The organism is Chlorobaculum sp. 24CR (assembly GCF_004118635.1).
GTDB lineage: Bacteria > Bacteroidota > Chlorobiia > Chlorobiales > Chlorobiaceae > Chlorobaculum.
This window is the reverse complement of sequence record NZ_SDGU01000042.1, coordinates 1-18,453: the sequence shown is the minus strand read 5'-3', so window position 1 is coordinate 18,453 and position 18,453 is coordinate 1. Positions and strand designations below refer to the sequence as shown.

General features: G+C 58.6%; 14 protein-coding genes and 1 pseudogene. 10 read left to right on the top strand and 5 right to left on the bottom strand.

The annotated features are described in order from the left end of the window. Window positions 1-38: 38 nt before the first annotated feature. The 3 genes from EST62_RS08935 to hisI form a co-directional block, all read right to left on the bottom strand. Window positions 39-611 carry a four helix bundle suffix domain-containing protein gene (locus EST62_RS08935; protein ID WP_129051749.1) on the bottom strand — a complete coding sequence of 191 codons (573 nt, stop codon included), beginning with the start codon at window positions 609-611 and terminating at the stop codon, window positions 39-41. Window positions 612-733: 122 nt separating this feature from the next. Beyond that, window positions 734-1,459: a bifunctional demethylmenaquinone methyltransferase/2-methoxy-6-polyprenyl-1,4-benzoquinol methylase UbiE gene (gene ubiE / locus EST62_RS08930; protein ID WP_129051748.1), complete on the bottom strand. Its 726-nt coding sequence runs from the start codon at window positions 1,457-1,459 to the stop codon at window positions 734-736. A 6-nt stretch (window positions 1,460-1,465) separates the two neighbouring features. Continuing rightward, window positions 1,466-1,879 carry a phosphoribosyl-AMP cyclohydrolase gene (gene hisI / locus EST62_RS08925; protein WP_129051747.1) on the bottom strand — a complete coding sequence of 138 codons (414 nt, stop codon included), beginning with the start codon at window positions 1,877-1,879 and terminating at the stop codon, window positions 1,466-1,468. 226 nt (window positions 1,880-2,105) lie between these two features. On the opposite strand from hisI, the gene EST62_RS08920 reads away from it, so the two are divergent. From EST62_RS08920 to EST62_RS08865, 10 genes and pseudogenes are all read left to right on the top strand, one after another. After that, window positions 2,106-3,197 carry an efflux RND transporter periplasmic adaptor subunit gene (locus EST62_RS08920; RefSeq protein WP_129051746.1) on the top strand — a complete coding sequence of 364 codons (1,092 nt, stop codon included), beginning with the start codon at window positions 2,106-2,108 and terminating at the stop codon, window positions 3,195-3,197. Between the two features lie 139 nt (window positions 3,198-3,336). Further along, window positions 3,337-4,371 carry a ferrochelatase gene (locus EST62_RS08915; RefSeq protein WP_245153568.1) on the top strand — a complete coding sequence of 345 codons (1,035 nt, stop codon included), beginning with the start codon at window positions 3,337-3,339 and terminating at the stop codon, window positions 4,369-4,371. A gap of 181 nt (window positions 4,372-4,552) precedes the next feature. Then, a pseudogene (locus EST62_RS13995) lies at window positions 4,553-5,365 on the top strand (NYN domain-containing protein); the annotation flags it as partial. 1,700 nt (window positions 5,366-7,065) lie between these two features. After that, entirely contained in the window at window positions 7,066-9,126 is a 2,061-nt protein-coding gene (locus EST62_RS08900) for a S8 family serine peptidase (protein ID WP_245153567.1), read from the top strand. Between the two features lie 171 nt (window positions 9,127-9,297). Then, window positions 9,298-10,167, top strand: coding sequence for a formyltetrahydrofolate deformylase (gene purU, locus EST62_RS08895; protein WP_129051759.1), 870 nt, complete (start codon window positions 9,298-9,300; stop codon window positions 10,165-10,167). A 229-nt stretch (window positions 10,168-10,396) separates the two neighbouring features. Then, a complete protein-coding gene (locus EST62_RS08885) occupies window positions 10,397-11,350 on the top strand; it encodes a cation diffusion facilitator family transporter (RefSeq protein ID WP_129051744.1) in 954 nt (317 codons plus the stop codon). Between the two features lie 116 nt (window positions 11,351-11,466). Further along, the gene (locus tag EST62_RS08880; RefSeq protein ID WP_129051743.1) at window positions 11,467-12,999 is read left to right on the top strand and encodes an NACHT domain-containing NTPase; all 1,533 of its coding nucleotides are present in this window, start codon (window positions 11,467-11,469) and stop codon (window positions 12,997-12,999) included. Between the two features lie 67 nt (window positions 13,000-13,066). Further along, a complete protein-coding gene (locus EST62_RS08875) occupies window positions 13,067-13,585 on the top strand; it encodes a lipocalin family protein (RefSeq protein WP_129051742.1) in 519 nt (172 codons plus the stop codon). 68 nt (window positions 13,586-13,653) lie between these two features. Continuing rightward, window positions 13,654-13,932 (top strand): type II toxin-antitoxin system Phd/YefM family antitoxin, encoded by a 279-nt coding sequence (locus EST62_RS08870; RefSeq protein ID WP_129051741.1) that lies wholly within the window; start codon window positions 13,654-13,656, stop codon window positions 13,930-13,932. Then, entirely contained in the window at window positions 13,929-14,264 is a 336-nt protein-coding gene (locus EST62_RS08865; protein WP_129051740.1) for a type II toxin-antitoxin system RelE/ParE family toxin, read from the top strand. The genes EST62_RS08870 and EST62_RS08865 overlap by 4 nt, the downstream gene beginning before the upstream one ends. A gap of 70 nt (window positions 14,265-14,334) precedes the next feature. Here the strand turns inward: EST62_RS08865 and cydC are convergent, their stop codons facing one another. Together cydC and cydD are read right to left on the bottom strand one after the other, a co-directional pair. Next, window positions 14,335-16,050 carry a thiol reductant ABC exporter subunit CydC gene (cydC, locus tag EST62_RS08860; protein ID WP_129051739.1) on the bottom strand — a complete coding sequence of 572 codons (1,716 nt, stop codon included), beginning with the start codon at window positions 16,048-16,050 and terminating at the stop codon, window positions 14,335-14,337. Beyond that, window positions 16,047-17,789, bottom strand: a complete 1,743-nt coding sequence (gene cydD, locus EST62_RS08855; protein ID WP_129051738.1) for a thiol reductant ABC exporter subunit CydD — start codon at window positions 17,787-17,789, stop codon at window positions 16,047-16,049. Before cydD ends, cydC begins: the two co-directional genes overlap by 4 nt. Window positions 17,790-18,453 lie beyond the last annotated feature (664 nt).

Sequence of the window (18,453 nt, the reverse complement as noted above, 5' to 3'; positions counted from 1 at the left end):
GTCTGATAGGACGGATAGGTTGGGAAAGGATTTGATGGTTACTGATTGCTGTTTTGTTGCTTTTGGGTTTGGAGGCGAGCTTTGGTCATTCGTTCTCGGATGCCGCCTTCTTTGAGGAATTGTTGTTCGAGGGAGGTTAGCTGGCGGTCGAGAAGGTAGTTGGCTTGGTGGATCAGGCAGATCGCGATATTGGCAACTACTTCAGCTGCGCGGGTTTCGATGAATTTCCGGTAGGTTTCATAGCTTTCGTTCGCGCTTCGCCCGAGCTTGCGCACGTAGAGTGCTTCTTTCGAGTTTTTCTCCCAGAGCGGCTGGTCGCGGGTTCTCAGAAAATCGTGGTAATCCTGTAAGAGCTCTTCGAGGCTGGCTCGTGCAACGTTCACCAGCTTGATTTCCGTTGCCTTCGAGGTGCCGGAGGCCATGCACCCTTCGACAATATTTTGTTTACCGGAACGGGCGGCCTGCACCATCTGGTCAACCGTGCGGTCAAAACGCGCAAAGTTCTTGCTACAGAACTGAACCGTCAGATCGTAAATAATCTCACTCTTCCGGAAAGAGAGCAATTCTCTGTAATTGCCATGCGGCGGAATAATCCGAGGAGTATCAGCCATAGCAAGTCACCGTTAGTTAGGGGAACAGTTTCGTGCTGCTGCAAGATAAACAAAATCAACGCTTTTCTTTTCAATCGTATAGGACTTATATGACCTATACGTCTTATAAGTCCTATTTTTTCTCACTTCGTGGCCACGTACAAAATCGACGTTTCAAACGTCATCGGGAAAAACTCTGCCTTCTTGAAGCCCGCTTGCTTCAGAATTTTTGTGAACTTTTCGGTCTGCGGGAACTGCTCTACCGAGTTGGGCAGATAGTCGTAGGCGAAGGTCGATTTGCTGAACATTCCGGCGATTCTGGGCAGGACGTTCTTGAAATAGACCAGATAGAGCTTTTTCATTACCGGGTTGCGCGGAATCATCGGCTCGATGATGTAGGCCCGTCCGCCCGGCTTGAGGACGCGGTGGAACTCCTTCATCCCCTGTTCGAGGTTCTCGAAGTTCCGGACGCCGAATCCGGCGCTGACGACGTGGAAGCTCCTGTCCGCAAAAGGCATCTTTTCAGCGAAGCCTTCGATGAACTCGATTGACGGGTACTTCTTGCGCGCGATGGCGAGCATCTCGGGCGAGAGGTCGTAGCCGGTCACTTTCGCACCGGGAATCTTCGCCATCGACGCAGCCAGGTCGCCCGTGCCGGTGGCGACGTCGAGAATCTTCGGCTCGCGTTCACCCTCCACCTGCTTGCGCGCCTTCTTTGCGGCCACGACACGCCAGTAGTTGTCGATGCCGAGGCTCAGGAGGTGGTTGAGGAAGTCGTAGGTCGGCGCGACCTCGTCGAACATATTTTTGATCGAGGAGCGCGACTTGGTCTGTATGAGGGACTTTGCGGTCTCTTTGGAACTGCTCATCTGCGGTCAGCTTTGTTTGCCGTAAACCTCTTCGGGATCGAACATCAGCGTGTCGCAAATCTCCATCGACTCGCCGTCCACCGTCTTGCGGTAGAAGCAGGAGTGGTAGCCGACGTGGCACGCGCCTCCTTTCTGCGAAACTTTCAGCAAAAGCGTGTCGCCGTCGCAGTCGATGAGGATGTCGCGCACCTCCTGCATGTTGCCGGACGATTCGCCCTTGAGCCAGAGCTTGTTGCGGCTGCGGCTCCAGTAACACGCCTTTTTCTTTTCGAGGGTCATTTTGAGGCTTTCGAGGTTCATCCAGGCCATCATCAGCACCTTGCCGGTTTCGTGATCCTGAACTATCGCGGGAACCAGTCCCTTGCTGTCGAATTTGACCGTTTCGAGAAAGCTCTTCTGCGTCTCTTGATTCTCGCCCATTGAAGCTGTAGATTAGAATTTTTTCCGTAATGCCTGCGTTCAATTCACCCGAAAGGGCCACTGGAAACGCCCGGCAGAAAGATTTGCAAGATTGTTAAAAATATTGAAAAACCAAGGCTGCAACCCGGAAAAAATCACCAGCTTTCCGACGCGGCCTTTTTGAAAAAACTGCCTGGTCTCGTCCGCCTGGCAGATTGGTAACGCTCAATTCCCATTCTCTCACGATATGCAGAATTTGCAGAAGATGCTTCCGAAGTTCTCGATAGCCTTGGCCGTGGTGTTCGCCGTGACCATCGGCTATCTGCTGACCCGTGGCAACAGCGTCGATGTCGAGGCGCGCAAGATTTCGAGATCGGAACTGGTCGAGGCGATCTATGCAACCGGCTACGTCGAGGCGGAGAACATCGCCAACCTGAGCGCCGAGTTCTCCGGCACGGTGCGCTCCATCGGCGCGCTCGAAGGGCAGCAAGTCTCGAAAGGACAAGCGATTATCGTGTTCGACAGCGTCCAGCCGCGTCTGGCCGTCAACGAGGCGCGGGCGGCGGTGGCCGAAGAGCTGGCCGCCGTGCGCGACAACAACCTCCGGCTGCAACGGAACCGCAGGCTTTTCGAGGCCGGAGCCGTCTCGCGGCAGGATTTCGACGCGGCGGAGCGCAACAGCACGGAGTCTCGTGAAACGCTCCGGCAGCGCCAGATGCAGCTCAAGAGCCGCGAGGATGACCTGAAAAAGCTCCAGGTGGTTGCGCCCTTCGCCGGAATGCTGACGCTCCAGAATGTCAAGGAGGGCGATTACGTTCAGTCCGGCACGCTGGTGGCGACCGTGACCGATCCCGCCCGCTACCTCGTGGTGGTCGAGGTTGACGAACTCGACGTGCCGCGCCTGCGCACCGGCCTCAAGGCGGTGATCGCCTTCGACTCGATGCCCGAAAAGCGCTTCGACGCCGTGGTGGTGCGGATCGTGCCGCAGACCGACCGCGTGACCAAAACCTCGCGTGTCTATCTCAAGCTCGACAAAGCAGTTCCGGCGATTCAGGGCGGCATGACCGCGACGGCCAACATTGTTTATAACACGAAGAAAGGGACGTTGCTGGTCAGGAAAAGCTCCGTTTTCGAGGAGGAGCACGAGAGCTTTGTCTGGAAAATCGTCAAGGGCAAGCTGAAAAAACAGCCGATTCGCACTGGCGACAGCGATCTGGTCTTCATCGAGGTGGTCAAGGGCCTCGATGCCGGGGATGTGGTCGTCACCTCGCCGCAGGAGAACTTCCGCGATGGCATGGAGACGCGGATTGTCAAGGAGTCTCCGAAAAAGCAGTCCTGAGCGTAATCCCTGAGTTTATTACTCCGGCCTCAATAAACAGCCATCGCCACCGGTGCAAAAAATTGGGCTAAAGCCCTTATTCATTATGTTTTATCTGTTTACTTCGGACTGAAGTCCGGGGCAATTATCAAGAGTTTTAATGGCCGTAGCAATAACGATGAGCGCGAAGCGAATGGCCGTGGTGCTGGCAGCCCACGGAGAGGCTGAAACCAGCGGGTTTTTCGAGAATTACCAGGTGAGCCTGCACACCCTTCAACGCGCCTCGGAGGTGATTGCGGTGCCCGCACCGTTACGCCATTTCATCTCCTTCAGCTCCTCGGTCAGAAAAAAGATCGGCAGAAAAACATCCGGATCGCCGCAGAATTCCCTGACGCGCCTTCAGGCTCGCGCGTTGCAGGCGCATCTCGACGCGACCTGTCCCGACGTTTCGTTCGAGGTGATCGCGGCGTTTTCGGCTTCGGAACCGGGCGTCGAGGCGGTGCTCGAAGAGCGGCGCGGCTATGACGGAGTGATCGTCGCGCCAATGGCTCCGGTGGACAATGCCATGAGCTGCGGGCTGCTCTGCAAGCATCTCTCGAAGCGCTGCTCGCCCAGAGAGCTTGCCCGCACGCGGGTGATCGGGCGGCTGTGGGAGGATGAAACGCTGCATCGCGTCTATCTCGACTATCTCTTTGGAAGCGGGCGGGCGCTGCCGGGTGGCCCGAAAGAGCGGAATGCGCTGATGCTGCTTTTTCACGGCACGCTCGTCGAGGATCGCAACGGCGCTCCGCCCGCGTTCCACACCGGCCACGTGGAGACGGTCGAGTTCGCGCGGCGGCTCACGGATATCATCGAGTCCGATCCGCGAACGCCGTGGGGTATGGTCACGACCGCATTCCTGAACCACGACGTGGGCGGCAAGTGGAGCGCTCCGTCATTTGACGAGGCCGCGCGGATGGTGATCGGCAAAGGATTTCGGCATGTGTCGCTCTTCGCTGCCGGGTACTTTTCCGACGGCAACGAGACGCTGCATCGTGAATCGGCGCTCTTGGCCATCGCGCCATCCGTCCGGGTCGAAACGATTCCCTGCCTGAACGATTCGCCGCATCTGATCGCCTGCCTTGCCGGAAGAGTCGTCGTCGCATCGCGGCAGATTCTGGCATTTTCCGGCGATTTGCAAAGCCGGGCCGTATGAATCGAATGTTCGTGGTTTATATTACAAAATGTGAAAAATTTTGCTGACCGCTCTGCTTGAGGAGTCGGGTTGGCGTCACCTTTCAATGGTCCGCGTATTCCTTCTGAAAGAGATGCCGGATTTTCAACGATTTCTTTCCGCTTCCTGACGAGGGGCCGGCAAGACCAACGAGGACACCACTATGGAGCATAGCCGGGAAACGATTGCAATGCTTATCGATGCCGACAATTCGCCGAGCGACAAAATCGATTTCATCTTGGCCGAAATGGCCAAATACGGCGTGGTCAACATCCGCCGGGCCTACGGCAACTGGAAGAGCCACTCGCTGAAAGGGTGGGAGGACAAGCTGCACGATTACGCCATCCGCCCGATCCAGCAGTTCGATTACACCAAGGGCAAGAATGCCACCGACATGGCGATGACCATTGACGGCATGGATCTGCTCTTCAGCAAGAAGCTCGATGCTTTCTGCATTGTGTCGAGCGACAGCGATTTTACGCCGCTCGTGATGCGTATTCTGTCGGAAGGATTGAACGTTTACGGGTTTGGTCAGAAATCGACCCCATCGCCATTCGTGAATGCCTGCTCGACCTTTCTCTATCTCGATTCGTTCAGCGGCGAGAAGGAGCAGACCAAAAGCGAGAGTTGCCGCCGCAAGAGCAGCCACGAACTGCGGAGCGACGGCAAGCTCCGGACGCTGCTGCTCAACGCCGTGGACAGCGCGCAGGAGGAGGATGGCTGGTCGAACCTGGCCAAGATCGGCAAGAACATCGCCAACCAGGCGTCGTTCGATCCGCGAAACTACGGTTACAAGCGGCTTTCCGACCTGGTGCGCTCCATCGATATGTTCGATATCGAGTTCCGCAACAACCACTCCGAACTCTACATCCGCGACAAACGCAAGGGCCGCAAGCCCGATGCGCTGCCCGTCGAAGCATCGTCGGCAGCTCCGGTTTCGGGCGAGGTCGATCCGGTAGCCGCGAAGCCTGTTGCGCCGCAGATGGAAGAGCGGAAACAGGCTGCGCAGGAACCCGCGCCGAAGAGCGTCTCCAAACCGACGGCGACAGCGCCCGAAGCGCCTGCGCGGAAGGTCGATGCCCCGGAGTCGTCAGCTTCGGCGCCGGGTTCGGCGAAGCAGGCCGCAGCGAAAACGGCCTCATCCGCTCCGGCCAAACCGGAGCCGGTCGCGCCTGAAGTGGCGGCGGCTAAGGCTGCCAATGCGGAGCCAGCGCCTGAAAAGCCAGTTGCGCCGGAAGCCCCCGCATCCGGGGCACAGGTGACGGAGTCCGTTGCCGAGCTTCCAGCTTCGACCGAAGCCAAGCCGAAGAGAACGACGAGGTCGCGGGCGGCCAAGCCGCGCTCGACCTCCACGCGGAAGCCGAGGGCCACTGCTGCGACGGCGGATGAAGCGCCGAAGCTCGCTGCATCGCCTGAGCCTGAGCCGGTTCCGGCACCGGCGAAAGTCGTCGAACCCGAGGCTGTTCCGGCATCAGCGGAAACCCCCGAACCCGAAAAGAAACCTCGCCGCCCCGCCCGCCGCCGCACGACGCGCAAAAAGAGCGAAGGCGAAAGCGCATCAGCGCCCGCCGAGCCGGAGGGGTAGAGTTGGTTATCTTATAAGACCTATAGGACTTATAGGTCTTATAGGTCTTATAGGACGGATAGGACGGATAGGACGGATAGGACGGATAGGACGGATAGGACGGATAGGACGGATAGGACGGAAGAGGTGAAGAGGATGTTGCCGATTGTTGATTTTCACCCATGTAGGGGCGGGTTTCATGCCCGCCCTGTTGTTTTGCTCAATGTACGGTTGAACAATTTCGCGCACAATTTGTCAATAGTCATGAAATACTGAAACGTAGCGAAGAGCGTTATCCATTTTCTCTATTTCATCAAGGCGTAGCATTCTCTCTTGCATTTCAAGAATTTCTCGATGAGTTCTTTAAGAAATTTCTTAAATGGAAAATGCCTTCGATTACCGTAAAAGAATAGACTTTATACATTCTTTTGCTGGATTTCCGCAAACGGCCAGCCCCGAAACCCCTGATTTCATTGAGTCGGCAAAGTACCAAACCCGAACTTCAAGTACAAAACCGATAACCTCTCATCCCCCCCCCTGCAATCGTAGCGGAAGCTCCAGGCCGTTGGATTCGAGCAGCTCGCGATTCGAGAGAATCTCCTTTGTCGGGCCGTCGGCGATGATCTTTCCTTTGTTCATGATGCAGACTCTCTGGCAGGTTTTGAAAACCAACCGGCTATGCGATTGTTTTTCGATAGCTTAACATATCAAACGCAACACAAAAAGGCCGCGTGAAAACGTGGCATTTTTGTGTCTGAGGGTGGGCTTTTGAGACAGCTTTGGGTATGCCGACGAAGCAAAAGAAATCAGGGCTTTAGCCTAACCTCTTGCAACGGCAGCGATTGCGATTTTTTGTTGCCGGAGAATAATAACACGCGAGGCGCGCCCTTTAGGGGTATGCGTGTAAATGATGTATATGTTTTGCTTTCCGGATTGTGTTCAGGTTTATATATTTCTGTTATAATGAGTGAAAATAACGTACATATTTTCTCTGTTTTTTCTTATCTCTGTCTATACCAAAAACCTATATACCTGTCATCATGAACAACTCAATCTTGTCGTATGGGGCGTTGGCCGGATTAATCGGTGATGAAGCCAGGCAAAACGCAGGAATGTCAGTCTTCAGCGATTGGAGCGGGACGCTCTCTTTCGGGAATGTCATGGCTGCGCCAGACAATCTGACCGGCGTGTTTCAGCACTCGCCGCACGAAAGCGGCTTCGACGGGTTCGATTATGCTGCCGGAGCGTGGCTGAATCATCCCGGTCAGTCGCCCGTTGACGATGCTCCTGATAGCGGAGATATGACTGCCGCCTGGTCATTCTGGAGTTTTCTGAGCCGCGACCGGACGGCTCCCACGGTGGTCAGTTTCGACCCCTCTGACGGCAGTGGCGATGTCGATACGGCGACCGATATTGCCCTGACCTTCAGCGAGGAGATTCAGGCTGGCATCGGATCGATCGAAATCCGTGTCGGCTCTTCGCGCGGTGTGGTCGTCGAGAGTTTTAACGTGGCGTCGAGCAGCCAGCTCTCCTTTTCGGGCAGTACGCTGACCATCGATCCGTCAAGCGACCTCGATACCGGCACGCACTACTACGTCACCTTTGCCAAGGGAAGCGTTGTCGATCTTTCGGGCAACAAATATGCCGGAACGACCTCCTACGACTTCACCACCGAAACGGTCGATACCACAGCGCCGGTCGTGTCTGTTTTCAGCCCGGCTGACGGCAGCAGCAATGCCGCGGTCGAGACCAACATCACGCTGACCTTCAACGAGGCGATCCAGGCCGGAAATGGCTCCATCGAGATTCACGCCGGATCGCCGACGGGAACGCTGCTCGAAAGCTTCGACGCGGCGTCGAGCAGCCATCTCGCTTTTTCGGGCAGCACGCTGACCATCGATCCGTCGAGCGACCTCGATCCCGCCACGCACTACTACGTCACCATCGGCTCCGGCGCGGTGCTCGATCTTGCGGGCAACGGCTATGCCGGAACCACTTCGTACGACTTCACGACCGAGCTGGCCCCTGTTCAGTGGGATCCGGTCTCCGGCTACGGCCTGCTCGACATCGACGCCATGCTCGAACTGGCAACCGGAGCATCCATCGCCGACGCGCCGCTCTATGGCGACGGTTACGGTTCGTGGGACTGGGGGCTGAACGACACCCAGGCTCCGGACGCCTGGCAGGCCGGATACACCGGCGAGGGCATCATCGTTGCGGTGATCGACAGCGGCGTGCTCTACACGCACAGCGACCTTGCCGGGAAGATATGGAGCAACTCCGGTGAGATCGCGGGCGACGGGATCGACAATGACGGCAACGGTTACGTCGATGACATCTACGGCTACGATTTCGTCAACTACGACGGCTACGCACTCGATGACTATGGTCACGGCACGCACGTGGCGGGCATCATCGCCGGACTCGACAACGGTACCGGCGTGACCGGCGTGGCCTACGACGCCACCATCATGCCGGTCAAGGTGCTCGGCTCCTCGGGCAGTGGCTCCTTCACGGCGGTCGCCAACGGCATCATCTACGCCGTCGATAACGGGGCCGACGTCATCAACCTCTCGCTCGGCGCGTATGGCGCGTACTCCAGCAGCGTCACCAGCGCCATCTCCTACGCGCTCGATCACGGCGTCATGGTCTGCATGGCCTCCGGCAACGACAGCCAGAGTTCGCCGACCTACCCGGCAATCCTCGCCGAGACCCTTGGCGGCATCGCGGTCGGCGCGGTCAACAGCAGCAACACCGTGGCCTCGTTCAGCAACGATGCGGGCGGCACCGATCCCTACGACTTTGTCGTCGCGCCCGGCGTGAGCATCTACAGCACCTACTCCAATGGTGGCTACGCCTCGATGAGCGGCACCTCGATGGCCACGCCGTACGTGGCTGGCGCGGCGGCGCTGCTGCTTTCGGCGGAAGCGGATTTCGCCTCGGAGTGGACGCTCGAACAGCTCGAAAACATCCTCGCCACCTCGGCGGAGTTCCTCGGCGCAAGCACGCTTGCCGCTTCGAGCGGCACGGGATCGGTTCCCGCAGCAGCCTCGACCGCCGGGTTCGACGTGGGTACAGAGGCGGAGTTCATCGGCGTCGTCGATGCCGAGCCGGTCGCTCTCACCGGCGTGCTCGACGGAGTGCTGGACGGTCAAGAGGTGTTTGCCGTGTGAGCCGGCGCACACCCGGCGCGGCAGCGCATTGAGTCGAAAAGAGCGAAAAGGAGCCTCCAGCCTTTTCGCTCTTTTCGTTGTCGCCGACATTGAGCGAGTGAAACCAATTGGCGCGGAAGTTCATTATCTTGCCGTAGTTTCATCGTCAATCCCAAGTCCACTTTGATCGCCATGACCGCTGCCGCCGAACCCTCCAAAGCCGTGCTTTTGCTCTCCTGCCCCGACCGCGTTGGGCTGGTCGCGCGGATCGCCAACTTCATCTACGAGCGCGGCGGCAACATTCTCGACCTCAACGAGCATGTCGATGTGGACGAGCACCAGTTCTTTCTGCGCGTGTCGTGGAGCCTCGATCATTTCTCGATTCCCGCCGATGACCTCGAATCGGCATTCGCGCCGATGGCCCGCGAATTCCGGGCGAACTGGCAGATTCGCCTCTCCGGCAAGCGGAACCGCATGGCGATTTTCGTTTCGAAGTACGATCACTGCCTGCGCGAAATTCTCTGGCGGCACAGCCTCGGCGAGTTCGACATCGATATTCCGCTCGTCGTCTCCAACCACGCCGACCTCGCGCCGCTTGCCGAAGCGCACGGCATTCCGTTTCACGTCATTGCGGTGACTCCGGAGACGAGGGAGGTAGCCGAGAGTCGTCAGATGGCTTTGTGCGACGAGCATGGCATCGACACCATCGTCTTGGCCCGGTACATGCAGGTGCTCTCGGCAGCGTTTACCGGGCGCTGGGCGGGTCGGATCATCAACATCCACCACTCGTTCCTTCCGGCCTTCGTCGGCGGCAACCCGTACCGGCAGGCCTACCGGCGCGGCGTGAAGCTCATTGGCGCGACCAGCCACTACGTCACTGACGAGCTCGACGAAGGGCCGATCATCGAGCAGGACATCATCCGCATCACGCATCGCGACACGCTCGACGACCTGGTGCGCAAAGGGCGCGACCTCGAACGGCTCGTGCTGGCGCGCGCCCTGCGGCTGCACTGCGACCACCGAATCCTCATCAACGGACGCAAGACCGTCGTGTTCGACTGAACGGAGTGGTCGGTCTGGTGACGTGTCAAAAAAATGACGGATATTCGTCATCGCGAGTCCCGACTTGTCGGGACGTGGCGATCCATCTTTTGTAGCTTGCGGTGGTTCCGCATGGATTGCCGCGTCGCTATGCTCCTCGCAATGACGGGGAATACACCAGACTGTTTGGTATTGACTTGACACTGGTAAAACCGGGAATTCCCGGCGCGGGTTTGGTTGTTGTTTCAGCATGAGCAACCACCACGACCATAACCACGAGCACGAGCACGGCCATCATGATCATGGCACGCACGGGTCGCATTTCGGCCATCATCACCATGTGGCCGGAAGCATCCGCACCGCCTTTTTCCTGAACTTCGGCTTCACGATTCTCGAAGCTATCGGCGGCGTACTGACCAACAGCACGGCGATTCTTGCCAATGCGGTGCATGACTTCGGCGACTCCATCGCGCTCGGTCAGGCGTGGTACTTCGAGAAGCTCGCCGGGCGAAAGGGCGACAAGCGCTACACCTACGGCTACCAGCGCTTCTCGATCTTCGGCGCGCTCGTCAGCGCCCTCATGATGCTCGTCAGCTCGTTCGTCGTGCTCATCGAAGCGCTGCCGCGCCTGATCCATCCCGAGCTTCCCGACGCCAAAGGCATGGTCGCCTTCGCGCTCGTCGGCGTGGCGGTGAACTCCGTCGCCATGCTGCGCCTCAAGGGCCAGACGGGCATGAACGCCCGCGTCATTGCGCTGCACCTGCTCGAAGACGTGCTCGGCTGGCTCTCGGTGCTCGTGGTCTCCGTGGTGCTGCTTTTTGTTTCCGTGCCGATTCTCGACCCGCTGCTCGCCATCGTCATCACGCTCTACATCCTCACCGGCGTGGTTAGGAATCTCCGCGCGATGGTGCCGGTGTTCCTGCAAGCCGTGCCAAGCGAACTCAGCCTCGACAAGGTAGTTGCCGACATTCAAAAGACCGGGCACGTCCACGGCGTGCATCACGCCCACCTCTGGTCGCTCGACGGCGAGCGCACGGTCTTCACCGCCCACCTCGAAATCGACTGCGACGTCAACCCCGCCGAGTACGTCCGCATCAAGGAGGAGATTCGCAAGCTCGTCGCCCGCCACGGCATTTACCACTCCACCGTAGAACTCGAATACCCCGGCGAAGTGTGCCGCAACGAGCCGCGCAACGGCGGGTAAAGAGCGAACGGTTCGCCCGAATTCTCCCCCGTAGGGGCGGCTCTCGCGGCCGCCCTCTTCGTATTTTTGCGTAATTTCCCCTTATACGACCAGCCTGTCAATTTCACCTTCGAGCCATGCGAATCATCAACGTGCTTCGGATAGCGTACTTCATTGTCGTGCTTGTTTCCTGCATGGCAGGTACGGCGAGCGCGGCGGAACCTTCCACGGCACCAGTGGTACAGCCTGCCGCGAAAACGGTTGAAAAAGGAACATTTGATTATTTGCCACCTACGGCGATAATCGCTGCTCTGGTATTTGGTTTTGGCGTTTACCAGTATCGCAAGCGCAATCCTGATGCGGCAGGCAAAAAAATTGCCGAGACTGAGGCTGTTGAAAAGCGTGAGAATCTGAAAAAAGAACGCCAAGCCAAGAGCAACGAAGAACGCTACCAAGATCGACTGAAACAGGAATTAGGCAAGAGCACCATTTTCGGGATGCCGGGCGTGAAAGGGGATTCGGAGTCGGTCGATTTGATGCAAACCTTCGTGCCGCTCGATCTCGATGAGGCTGAGCGGTTAATGGATAAAACGTTTGAGCGGGAGCGTGTACAGCGATTGACAGCAGAGCCATCGTTTGAAACGCCAGACAGCGCTCTCGTCAAGGCGGTGGATGGTGAATCGCGAATGCTTCTGATTATCGGCGAGCCGGGAGCTGGCAAAACCACCATCATCAAGCACTACGCCTTGAACAGCCAATTGGCATTGCGCGGGTTTTCAAAGCCTGTCAAAATCAGTTATTTGCCCTTGAGCGCCATGAAGCCCGGTGAAGAGGCAAAGGGACTTCATCAGAAGCTTTCGGAGCAGTTTCAGCCCCACCTCAATATAGAGCCATCATGGTTTGATGACCGCCTGAAAGAACGACCGACGCTGGTGTTGCTCGATGGTCTGGACGAGATCGGCGACAAGCCTCAGCGTGTCGAGGTTTGCCGGTGGATCAGCGATGCCGCGAAAACCTGGCCCGAAGCGTTTTTCGTTCTGACGAGTCGCGACAAAGGGTATGCTGCCGAGGAGCGCAAAGCGTTGCTTCTCGATAAGAGAAGCGCTTATGTCAAACGTTTCAACGAAACGCAGCAGCGGGAGTTTCTGGAAAAATGGTTCAAGGCGGGTTCGTCGCGCGAAATTGAGAAAAGCGAGCGCGACCGCCTGGCGACAGAGAAAGCGCAAGCGCTTATCGATTATCTCGCCCGCCCGGATCACAAGGGTTTGAAAGAGCTTGCGGGCACTCCCCTGATGTTGCAGCTCATGGCGCTGCTCTGGAAGGAGAGCGGCACGTTGCCGCGCAGGCGCGAGGAGCTGTATCGCATCGCGCTCGATTACCTGCTCTATTATCGTGAAAGCGAAAAGCAGCGTGAGCCAATCCTGCCTGCCGAAGAGTCCAGAAAGGTGCTGGCTCCGGTTTCGCTCTGGATTCAGGAACGAGAACCGAGGGAGGAGACGGTTGAGAAAGATGCCTTGCATCTTCAGATGCAAGATGCGTTGCGCGGCGGTTCGTGGCTCAGCAAACCTGAGTATCTGCGCTGTTCGGCCCAGTACGGCAGCAGTCCGGGCGGCAGGGGCTACGGCGGCGGTTTTCGAGTTGTTCGCCCCAGTCCTCTTTTGGATATCTGACCATCCACTCCCTGGAACTCTGAAGCGGGGATTTTGTTGTTTTTCTGAAACTAACGGGAGAACATCGATGAAAAAACTCTTTTTGCTTTTGCTGCTCTGGCCGATGCTGCTTGCCGGGTGCGCGAGTGCGCCGGAGGGGGTCGTGGCGGTGGATCACTTCAAGCTCGACCGCTACCTCGGCACCTGGTACGAAATCGCCAGAATTGAGAACCGCTTCGAGCGCGGATCGGAGCAGGTGTCGGCCCTCTACACTCTGCGCAAAGACGGCATGGTGCAGGTGCTCAACAAGGGCTACTACCCCGAAAAAAAGAAGTGGAAAACCGCCAAAGGCAAAGCCAAATTCGCCGGAGACCCGAACGTCGGGGCGCTGAAAGTGTCATTTTTCGGCCCCTTCTACGGCCCGTACAACGTTTTCGCTCTCGACCGCGAAAACTACTCCTGGGCAATGGTGACAGCCTCCAGCCGCGACTACTTCTGGATTTTAGCCAGAACCCCACAGCTCGACGAAGCGCTCTACGCCAAACTGCTCGAAGAGGCAAAAGCGCAGGGCTTCGACATTTCGCGGGTTATGCGCACGCCGCAGTAGCGCAAAGTCCATTTTTTCCTGTTGCTGTCGAACTGAATTTAATATTATATTCGGTCAGGAGGTACACCATGCAAATAACTACCGATATAAAACCGGTCACTTGGCTCAAGGCGAATGCCGCCAGTCTGCTCGACCAGATCAACGATACTCGCCGTCCGGTAATCATCACCCAGAACGGAGAGCCGAAAGCTGTTCTTCAGGATCCTAAAAGCTATGAGGATATGCGCAATGCTCTTGGATTGCTGAAACTTTTCGCGCAAGGGGAAGAACAGGTGCGGAGCGGGCAGGTCGCCGAACAGGACTCGGTTTTCATGCGGCTTGAGGAGCAGTTGAACCGCCGCGCATGAGCGCCCGATACAAGGTGCTGTGGGCCGAGGTGGCCGAGCGCGATCTCGGTGAGGCGCTGTCGTTCATAGCTAGAGAGAATCCCGGCAACGCCCGGAACCTTCTTAACACCATCAGGCAAAAAACTGCCGGGCTCGAACTCTTTCCGGAGCGGGGACGCATTGTGCCGGAGCTGCACGAGCAGGGCATTTCTCTCTATCGCGAACTGGTGATTGCGCCGTGGCGTCTTCAGTACCGCATCGCCGACGGAGAGGTTCTGGTGCTCTCCTTCATCGACAGCCGCCGGAATGTCGAAGACCTCTTGTTGCAGCGGTTTTTGCGTACGCCACAATAGTGGACGTTGTGGACAAACCACCGAAGAATCGTTCTTCATTCTTCGTCCACAAAGTCCACTCAATCCACCCTCACCCCTGCCCGTGCTGCAAGCGCCACATGCCTGCGTAGAAGCCGTCGCTTTTCAGCAGCGTTTCGTGGCTGCCGCGCTCGATCACTTTGCCTTGGTGCAGCACCACAACTTCGTCGTAGCGCTCCATTCGGTGCAGGTTGTGGGTGATGGCGAGCACGGTTTTGCCTTTGCTGGTGTGGTCGAGGGTGTCGAGGAGGGCCTCTTCGGTGAGGGCGTCGAGGTTGGCCGTGGCTTCGTCGAGCACGATCACCGGGGCGTCCTGCAAAATCATCCGCGCCACGGCCAGGCGCTGGCGTTCGCCGCCACTGAGGTTCATGCCGTGCTGACCGGCCCAGTCGTCGAGGCGGCTTTGCAGCTCGCCGAGTCCCGACAGCGTCAGAGCGCGGCGGAGCTGCTCGTCGGTCGCTTCGGGCGCGGCGAGGAGCAGGTTTTCGCGAATCGTCTGGCCGAAGAGATACGTCCTCTGCGAGACGACCGCGATGTTGCGGCGCAGCGCTTCGGGATCGAGTTTGTCGATGTTCATTCCGCCAATCGAGATTTCGCCCTGCGCGGGGTTCCAGAAGCGCACCATGAGCGAGGTGATGGTCGATTTGCCCGCGCCGCTCGGGCCGACAATCGCCGTCCGTCCGCCCTGCGGCACGCTGAACGAGACGCCGTCGAGCGCTGGCCGATCCGAGCCGGGGTAGGTGAAGGCGAGGTTGCTGACCTCGATGTCTGTCCTTTTCGGGAAAGCTTCCGGTTTCGCTGGCGGAACCACTTCGGGTTTGGCGTCGATGATCTCGAAGAGGCGGTCGCCCGCGCGGACGTCGGCTTCGATGTTCTGCACCGAGCCGGTGAGCGGCAGGAACGCCTCGAACGAGGCCATGACGCCAAACACCACCGAGGCGAGCGTGATCGGGCTGATCGCGCCCGACTGCACCATCGGCGTCATCGAGAACAAAATCCAGATCACCGCGCCGTTCATCGCAAGGCCGGTCAGCGATTCGTGCAGCCCCTCGATGAGGGCGGCCCGCTTTTGCAGCGCGAGCTTTTTTGCTTCGGCCTCGCGCAGTCGTTCAGCGTAGTCGCCGACCATGCCGAAGACGCGCAACTCGCTCATACCCTGCACCATATCGACCGCGAGCACCTGCTGCTCGCCCTGGAGCGTGGTGATGCCGCGTGCCGTTCCGGCGGCGAGTCGCGCGGTCAGAAGCGGCACGGCGAGGCCCGCCACAAGCTGGCTCGCGAGCACCCCCTCGGCGGCGGCGAGCGACCAGTGGCCCACGACCAACCACATCAGCAGCGTCACCAGAGCGGCGGTGACGGGGGGCGAGAGCACGCGGGCGTAGATGTTTTCGAGGCTCTGGATGTCATCGACGATGCGCTTCAAGAGGTCGGCGCTGCGGTACGAGGCGAGCCGGGCCGGGGCGAGCGGCTCGACGGCGTCGTAGAACCAGACGCGCAGGCGGGTGAGAATCCGAAACGTGGTGTTGTGCGATATGAGCCGCTCGGCGTAGCGGATCACGCCGCGCGAAATGCCGAAAAAGCGCACGCCGGTGATGCCGATCTGGAGCGCCGAGAGCGCGGGCATCAGGGCGGCGGTGGTGATGAGCCAGGCCGACGCCATCAACAGGCCGATGCCGCTGCCGATGGTGGCGAAGCCGATCAGCGCGGCCAGCAGCATCCACCAGGCGAACGGGCGCGTCAGCCCCGCCAGTCGCAGAAACGTTTTCATGCCGCGGCCTCCTCCATCGACGAGAAGATCGCCTCGCGGTAAAAGCCTTCGCCGGTCATCAGTTCGTCGTGCGTGCCGCTCTGCGCGACGCGGCCACGGTCGAGCACCACGATGCGGTCGGCGTTGCGGATGGTTTCGAGCCGGTGCGCGATCATCACCACCGTGCGCCCGCGCATCAGCTCGACCATCGCCTTGCGGAGCTGCGCTTCGAGGATCGGGTCGGTGTGCGAGGTCGGCTCGTCGAGCAAGAGAAGCGGCGCGTCCTTGAGGAAGGCGCGGGCCAGCGACAGCCGTTGCGCCTCGCCGCCGCTCAGCCGCGCACCCTCTTCGCCGATCATTGTCTCCAGTCTATCCGGCAGCGAGCGCACCAGGTCGAGCAATCCGGCCTGCTTCAGCGCCGTGTCGATCTCATCCGGCGTGGCGTCGCGCCGGGCCATCAAGAGGTTCTCGCGGATGGTGGCGTTGAAAAGGAAGGGGTGCTGCGGTACCCAGGCGATCTCTTGATACCACGAATCGAGGCTGAACTCCCGCGCCTTGCGGCTGCCGAGCGAGATCGCGCCTTCGGCAGGCTCGATGAAGCGCAGCAGCAGGTTCAAGAGCGTGCTCTTGCCCGCGCCGCTCGGCCCGGTGAGCGCGGTCACGGTGCCCGGCTCGATGGTGAGGCTCACGCCGTCGAGCGCCGGTTTGCCGCTGCCGGGGAAACGGTAGCCAACTCCTTCAAAAACAATTGGTTGTGACGAAATGTCGCTGGCGGTCAACTCGCGCGAACCCGCTTCGGGAATCTCCGAGGCGCGGTCGAGAATTTCATGTATCTCTTTCGAGGCGGTGACGCCCTCCATGCCTGCGTGGAATTTGGTGCCGAGCTGGCGCAGTGTCAGATAGAAATCCGGCACGAGCAGCAGCGCGAAAAAGCCGGGGCGAAAGGCGAGGTGCCCGCCGAGCATCCGCACGCCGATGCTCACCGCCACCACCGCCGTGCCGAGCGTGCCGACCAGTTCGAGGGTGAGCGACGAGAGGAAAGCGATCTTGAGCACCTGCATCGTCGAGTGGCGAAAGTTCTCGCTCGCCTCGGCGATGCCGTCGCGCCGCGCCTTGGCCTGCGCGAAGAGCTTGAGCGTCGAGAGGCCCTGCAACATGTCGAGGAAGTGGCCGCTCATGCGGCTCATGGTGTTCCACTGCTTCTCGGTGGCCGCGCTCGCCCGTTTGCCGATCAGGATCATGAAGACAGGAATCAGCGGCGCGGTCACGACGAGAATCACGCCCGACAGCCAGTCCGCCGGAAAGATCGCCGCGAGAATCACCACCGGAACGATAAGCGAAAGAAAGAGTTGCGGGATGTACTGGCTGAACCACGCATCGACCGACTCCACGCCCTTGAGCAGCGTGGTGACGATGCGCCCGCTCTGCGCCGAACGGGCGAACGACGGCCCCAGCGCCGCGATGGTGCCGGAGAGCCGTTCGGTCAAAGAGTTGCGGATGGCGAGCGTGCCCACTTTCGCCTCGTGATGCCCCGCCCAGCCGAAGAGCACGCGCAACGTACTGAAGAGCGCGAACAGCCCGACCGGCGGCGCAATCGCAGCCCACGCCGGAGCGGAGCGAAACACCGTATCGATCACGCCGCTCAGCACCCACGCCTGCGCCACGAGCATCAGCGCCCCCGCCGCGCCCGCGAGGCCCGACAAAATGAAAGGCCGCTTCTGTTCCGAAAGCAGCCGCAAGAGATTCCGGTCAATGTTCATCGCAGTGACCGGCTGGCATCAAAAACAGGTGGATAAATACTCATGGGTGGATTTTCGGATTTCAACATGGGAACAATGGTAAAGAATTCCCGCAAGCGATGCAACAGGGTGGCGGATTCTCGTTGAACTCGTCAGAATCGAAGAAGAGCGAAATAAACGATTTCGAGGGCGATGGTGATAAAAGAGGGTAGTCTTATTGCTTTTTTGTGGGTTAAATATGTAAAATTATGTTTATAATTCTTGGGTTATCTGCGAATTTTGAACGCCCCTTTTTTTGTAAGCATCAACGATTGTTCGTGTGATTGCAATGTATCGGTTGGCCATAAAGCTTGTGACAAAAGCCAAGGCTGTTCTGAGTTGATTGAAGCGTAAAAATTCACCTTTCATTTTCCCGTTGCCATAACTCATCTGGAGTAAATATGAAAAAGCTTTTCAGTGCAGTAACAATTGCGTTAGCGACGGTTGCCAGCAGTGCTCCGGTTATGGCGCACGAGGGGGATGTTTCGCAGTATGGAGATTACTCTGTTTGGAGCTTCAACTTCGGGGCTGATCCTGGCCTTCCTCCGGTAGCGCTTTATGTCAACAGAGATGTCGCTTTTTTTTGAAAAAAATTGTTCACTTTTCGTCCGGGTTCAGAACCACCTCCCGGTTCATTTCCCATGCT

Coding starts and splice junctions, on each gene's coding strand:
- EST62_RS08935 (WP_129051749.1), bottom strand. CDS start 611: ATGGCTGATACTCCTCGGATTATTCCGCCGCATGGCAATTACAGAGAA.
- ubiE (WP_129051748.1), bottom strand. CDS start 1,459: ATGAGCAGTTCCAAAGAGACCGCAAAGTCCCTCATACAGACCAAGTCG.
- hisI (WP_129051747.1), bottom strand. CDS start 1,879: ATGGGCGAGAATCAAGAGACGCAGAAGAGCTTTCTCGAAACGGTCAAA.
- EST62_RS08920 (WP_129051746.1), top strand. CDS start 2,106: ATGCAGAATTTGCAGAAGATGCTTCCGAAGTTCTCGATAGCCTTGGCC.
- EST62_RS08915 (WP_245153568.1), top strand. CDS start 3,337: ATGGCCGTAGCAATAACGATGAGCGCGAAGCGAATGGCCGTGGTGCTG.
- EST62_RS08900 (WP_245153567.1), top strand. CDS start 7,066: ATGTCAGTCTTCAGCGATTGGAGCGGGACGCTCTCTTTCGGGAATGTC.
- purU (WP_129051759.1), top strand. CDS start 9,298: ATGACCGCTGCCGCCGAACCCTCCAAAGCCGTGCTTTTGCTCTCCTGC.
- EST62_RS08885 (WP_129051744.1), top strand. CDS start 10,397: ATGAGCAACCACCACGACCATAACCACGAGCACGAGCACGGCCATCAT.
- EST62_RS08880 (WP_129051743.1), top strand. CDS start 11,467: ATGCGAATCATCAACGTGCTTCGGATAGCGTACTTCATTGTCGTGCTT.
- EST62_RS08875 (WP_129051742.1), top strand. CDS start 13,067: ATGAAAAAACTCTTTTTGCTTTTGCTGCTCTGGCCGATGCTGCTTGCC.
- EST62_RS08870 (WP_129051741.1), top strand. CDS start 13,654: ATGCAAATAACTACCGATATAAAACCGGTCACTTGGCTCAAGGCGAAT.
- EST62_RS08865 (WP_129051740.1), top strand. CDS start 13,929: ATGAGCGCCCGATACAAGGTGCTGTGGGCCGAGGTGGCCGAGCGCGAT.
- cydC (WP_129051739.1), bottom strand. CDS start 16,050: ATGAAAACGTTTCTGCGACTGGCGGGGCTGACGCGCCCGTTCGCCTGG.
- cydD (WP_129051738.1), bottom strand. CDS start 17,789: ATGAACATTGACCGGAATCTCTTGCGGCTGCTTTCGGAACAGAAGCGG.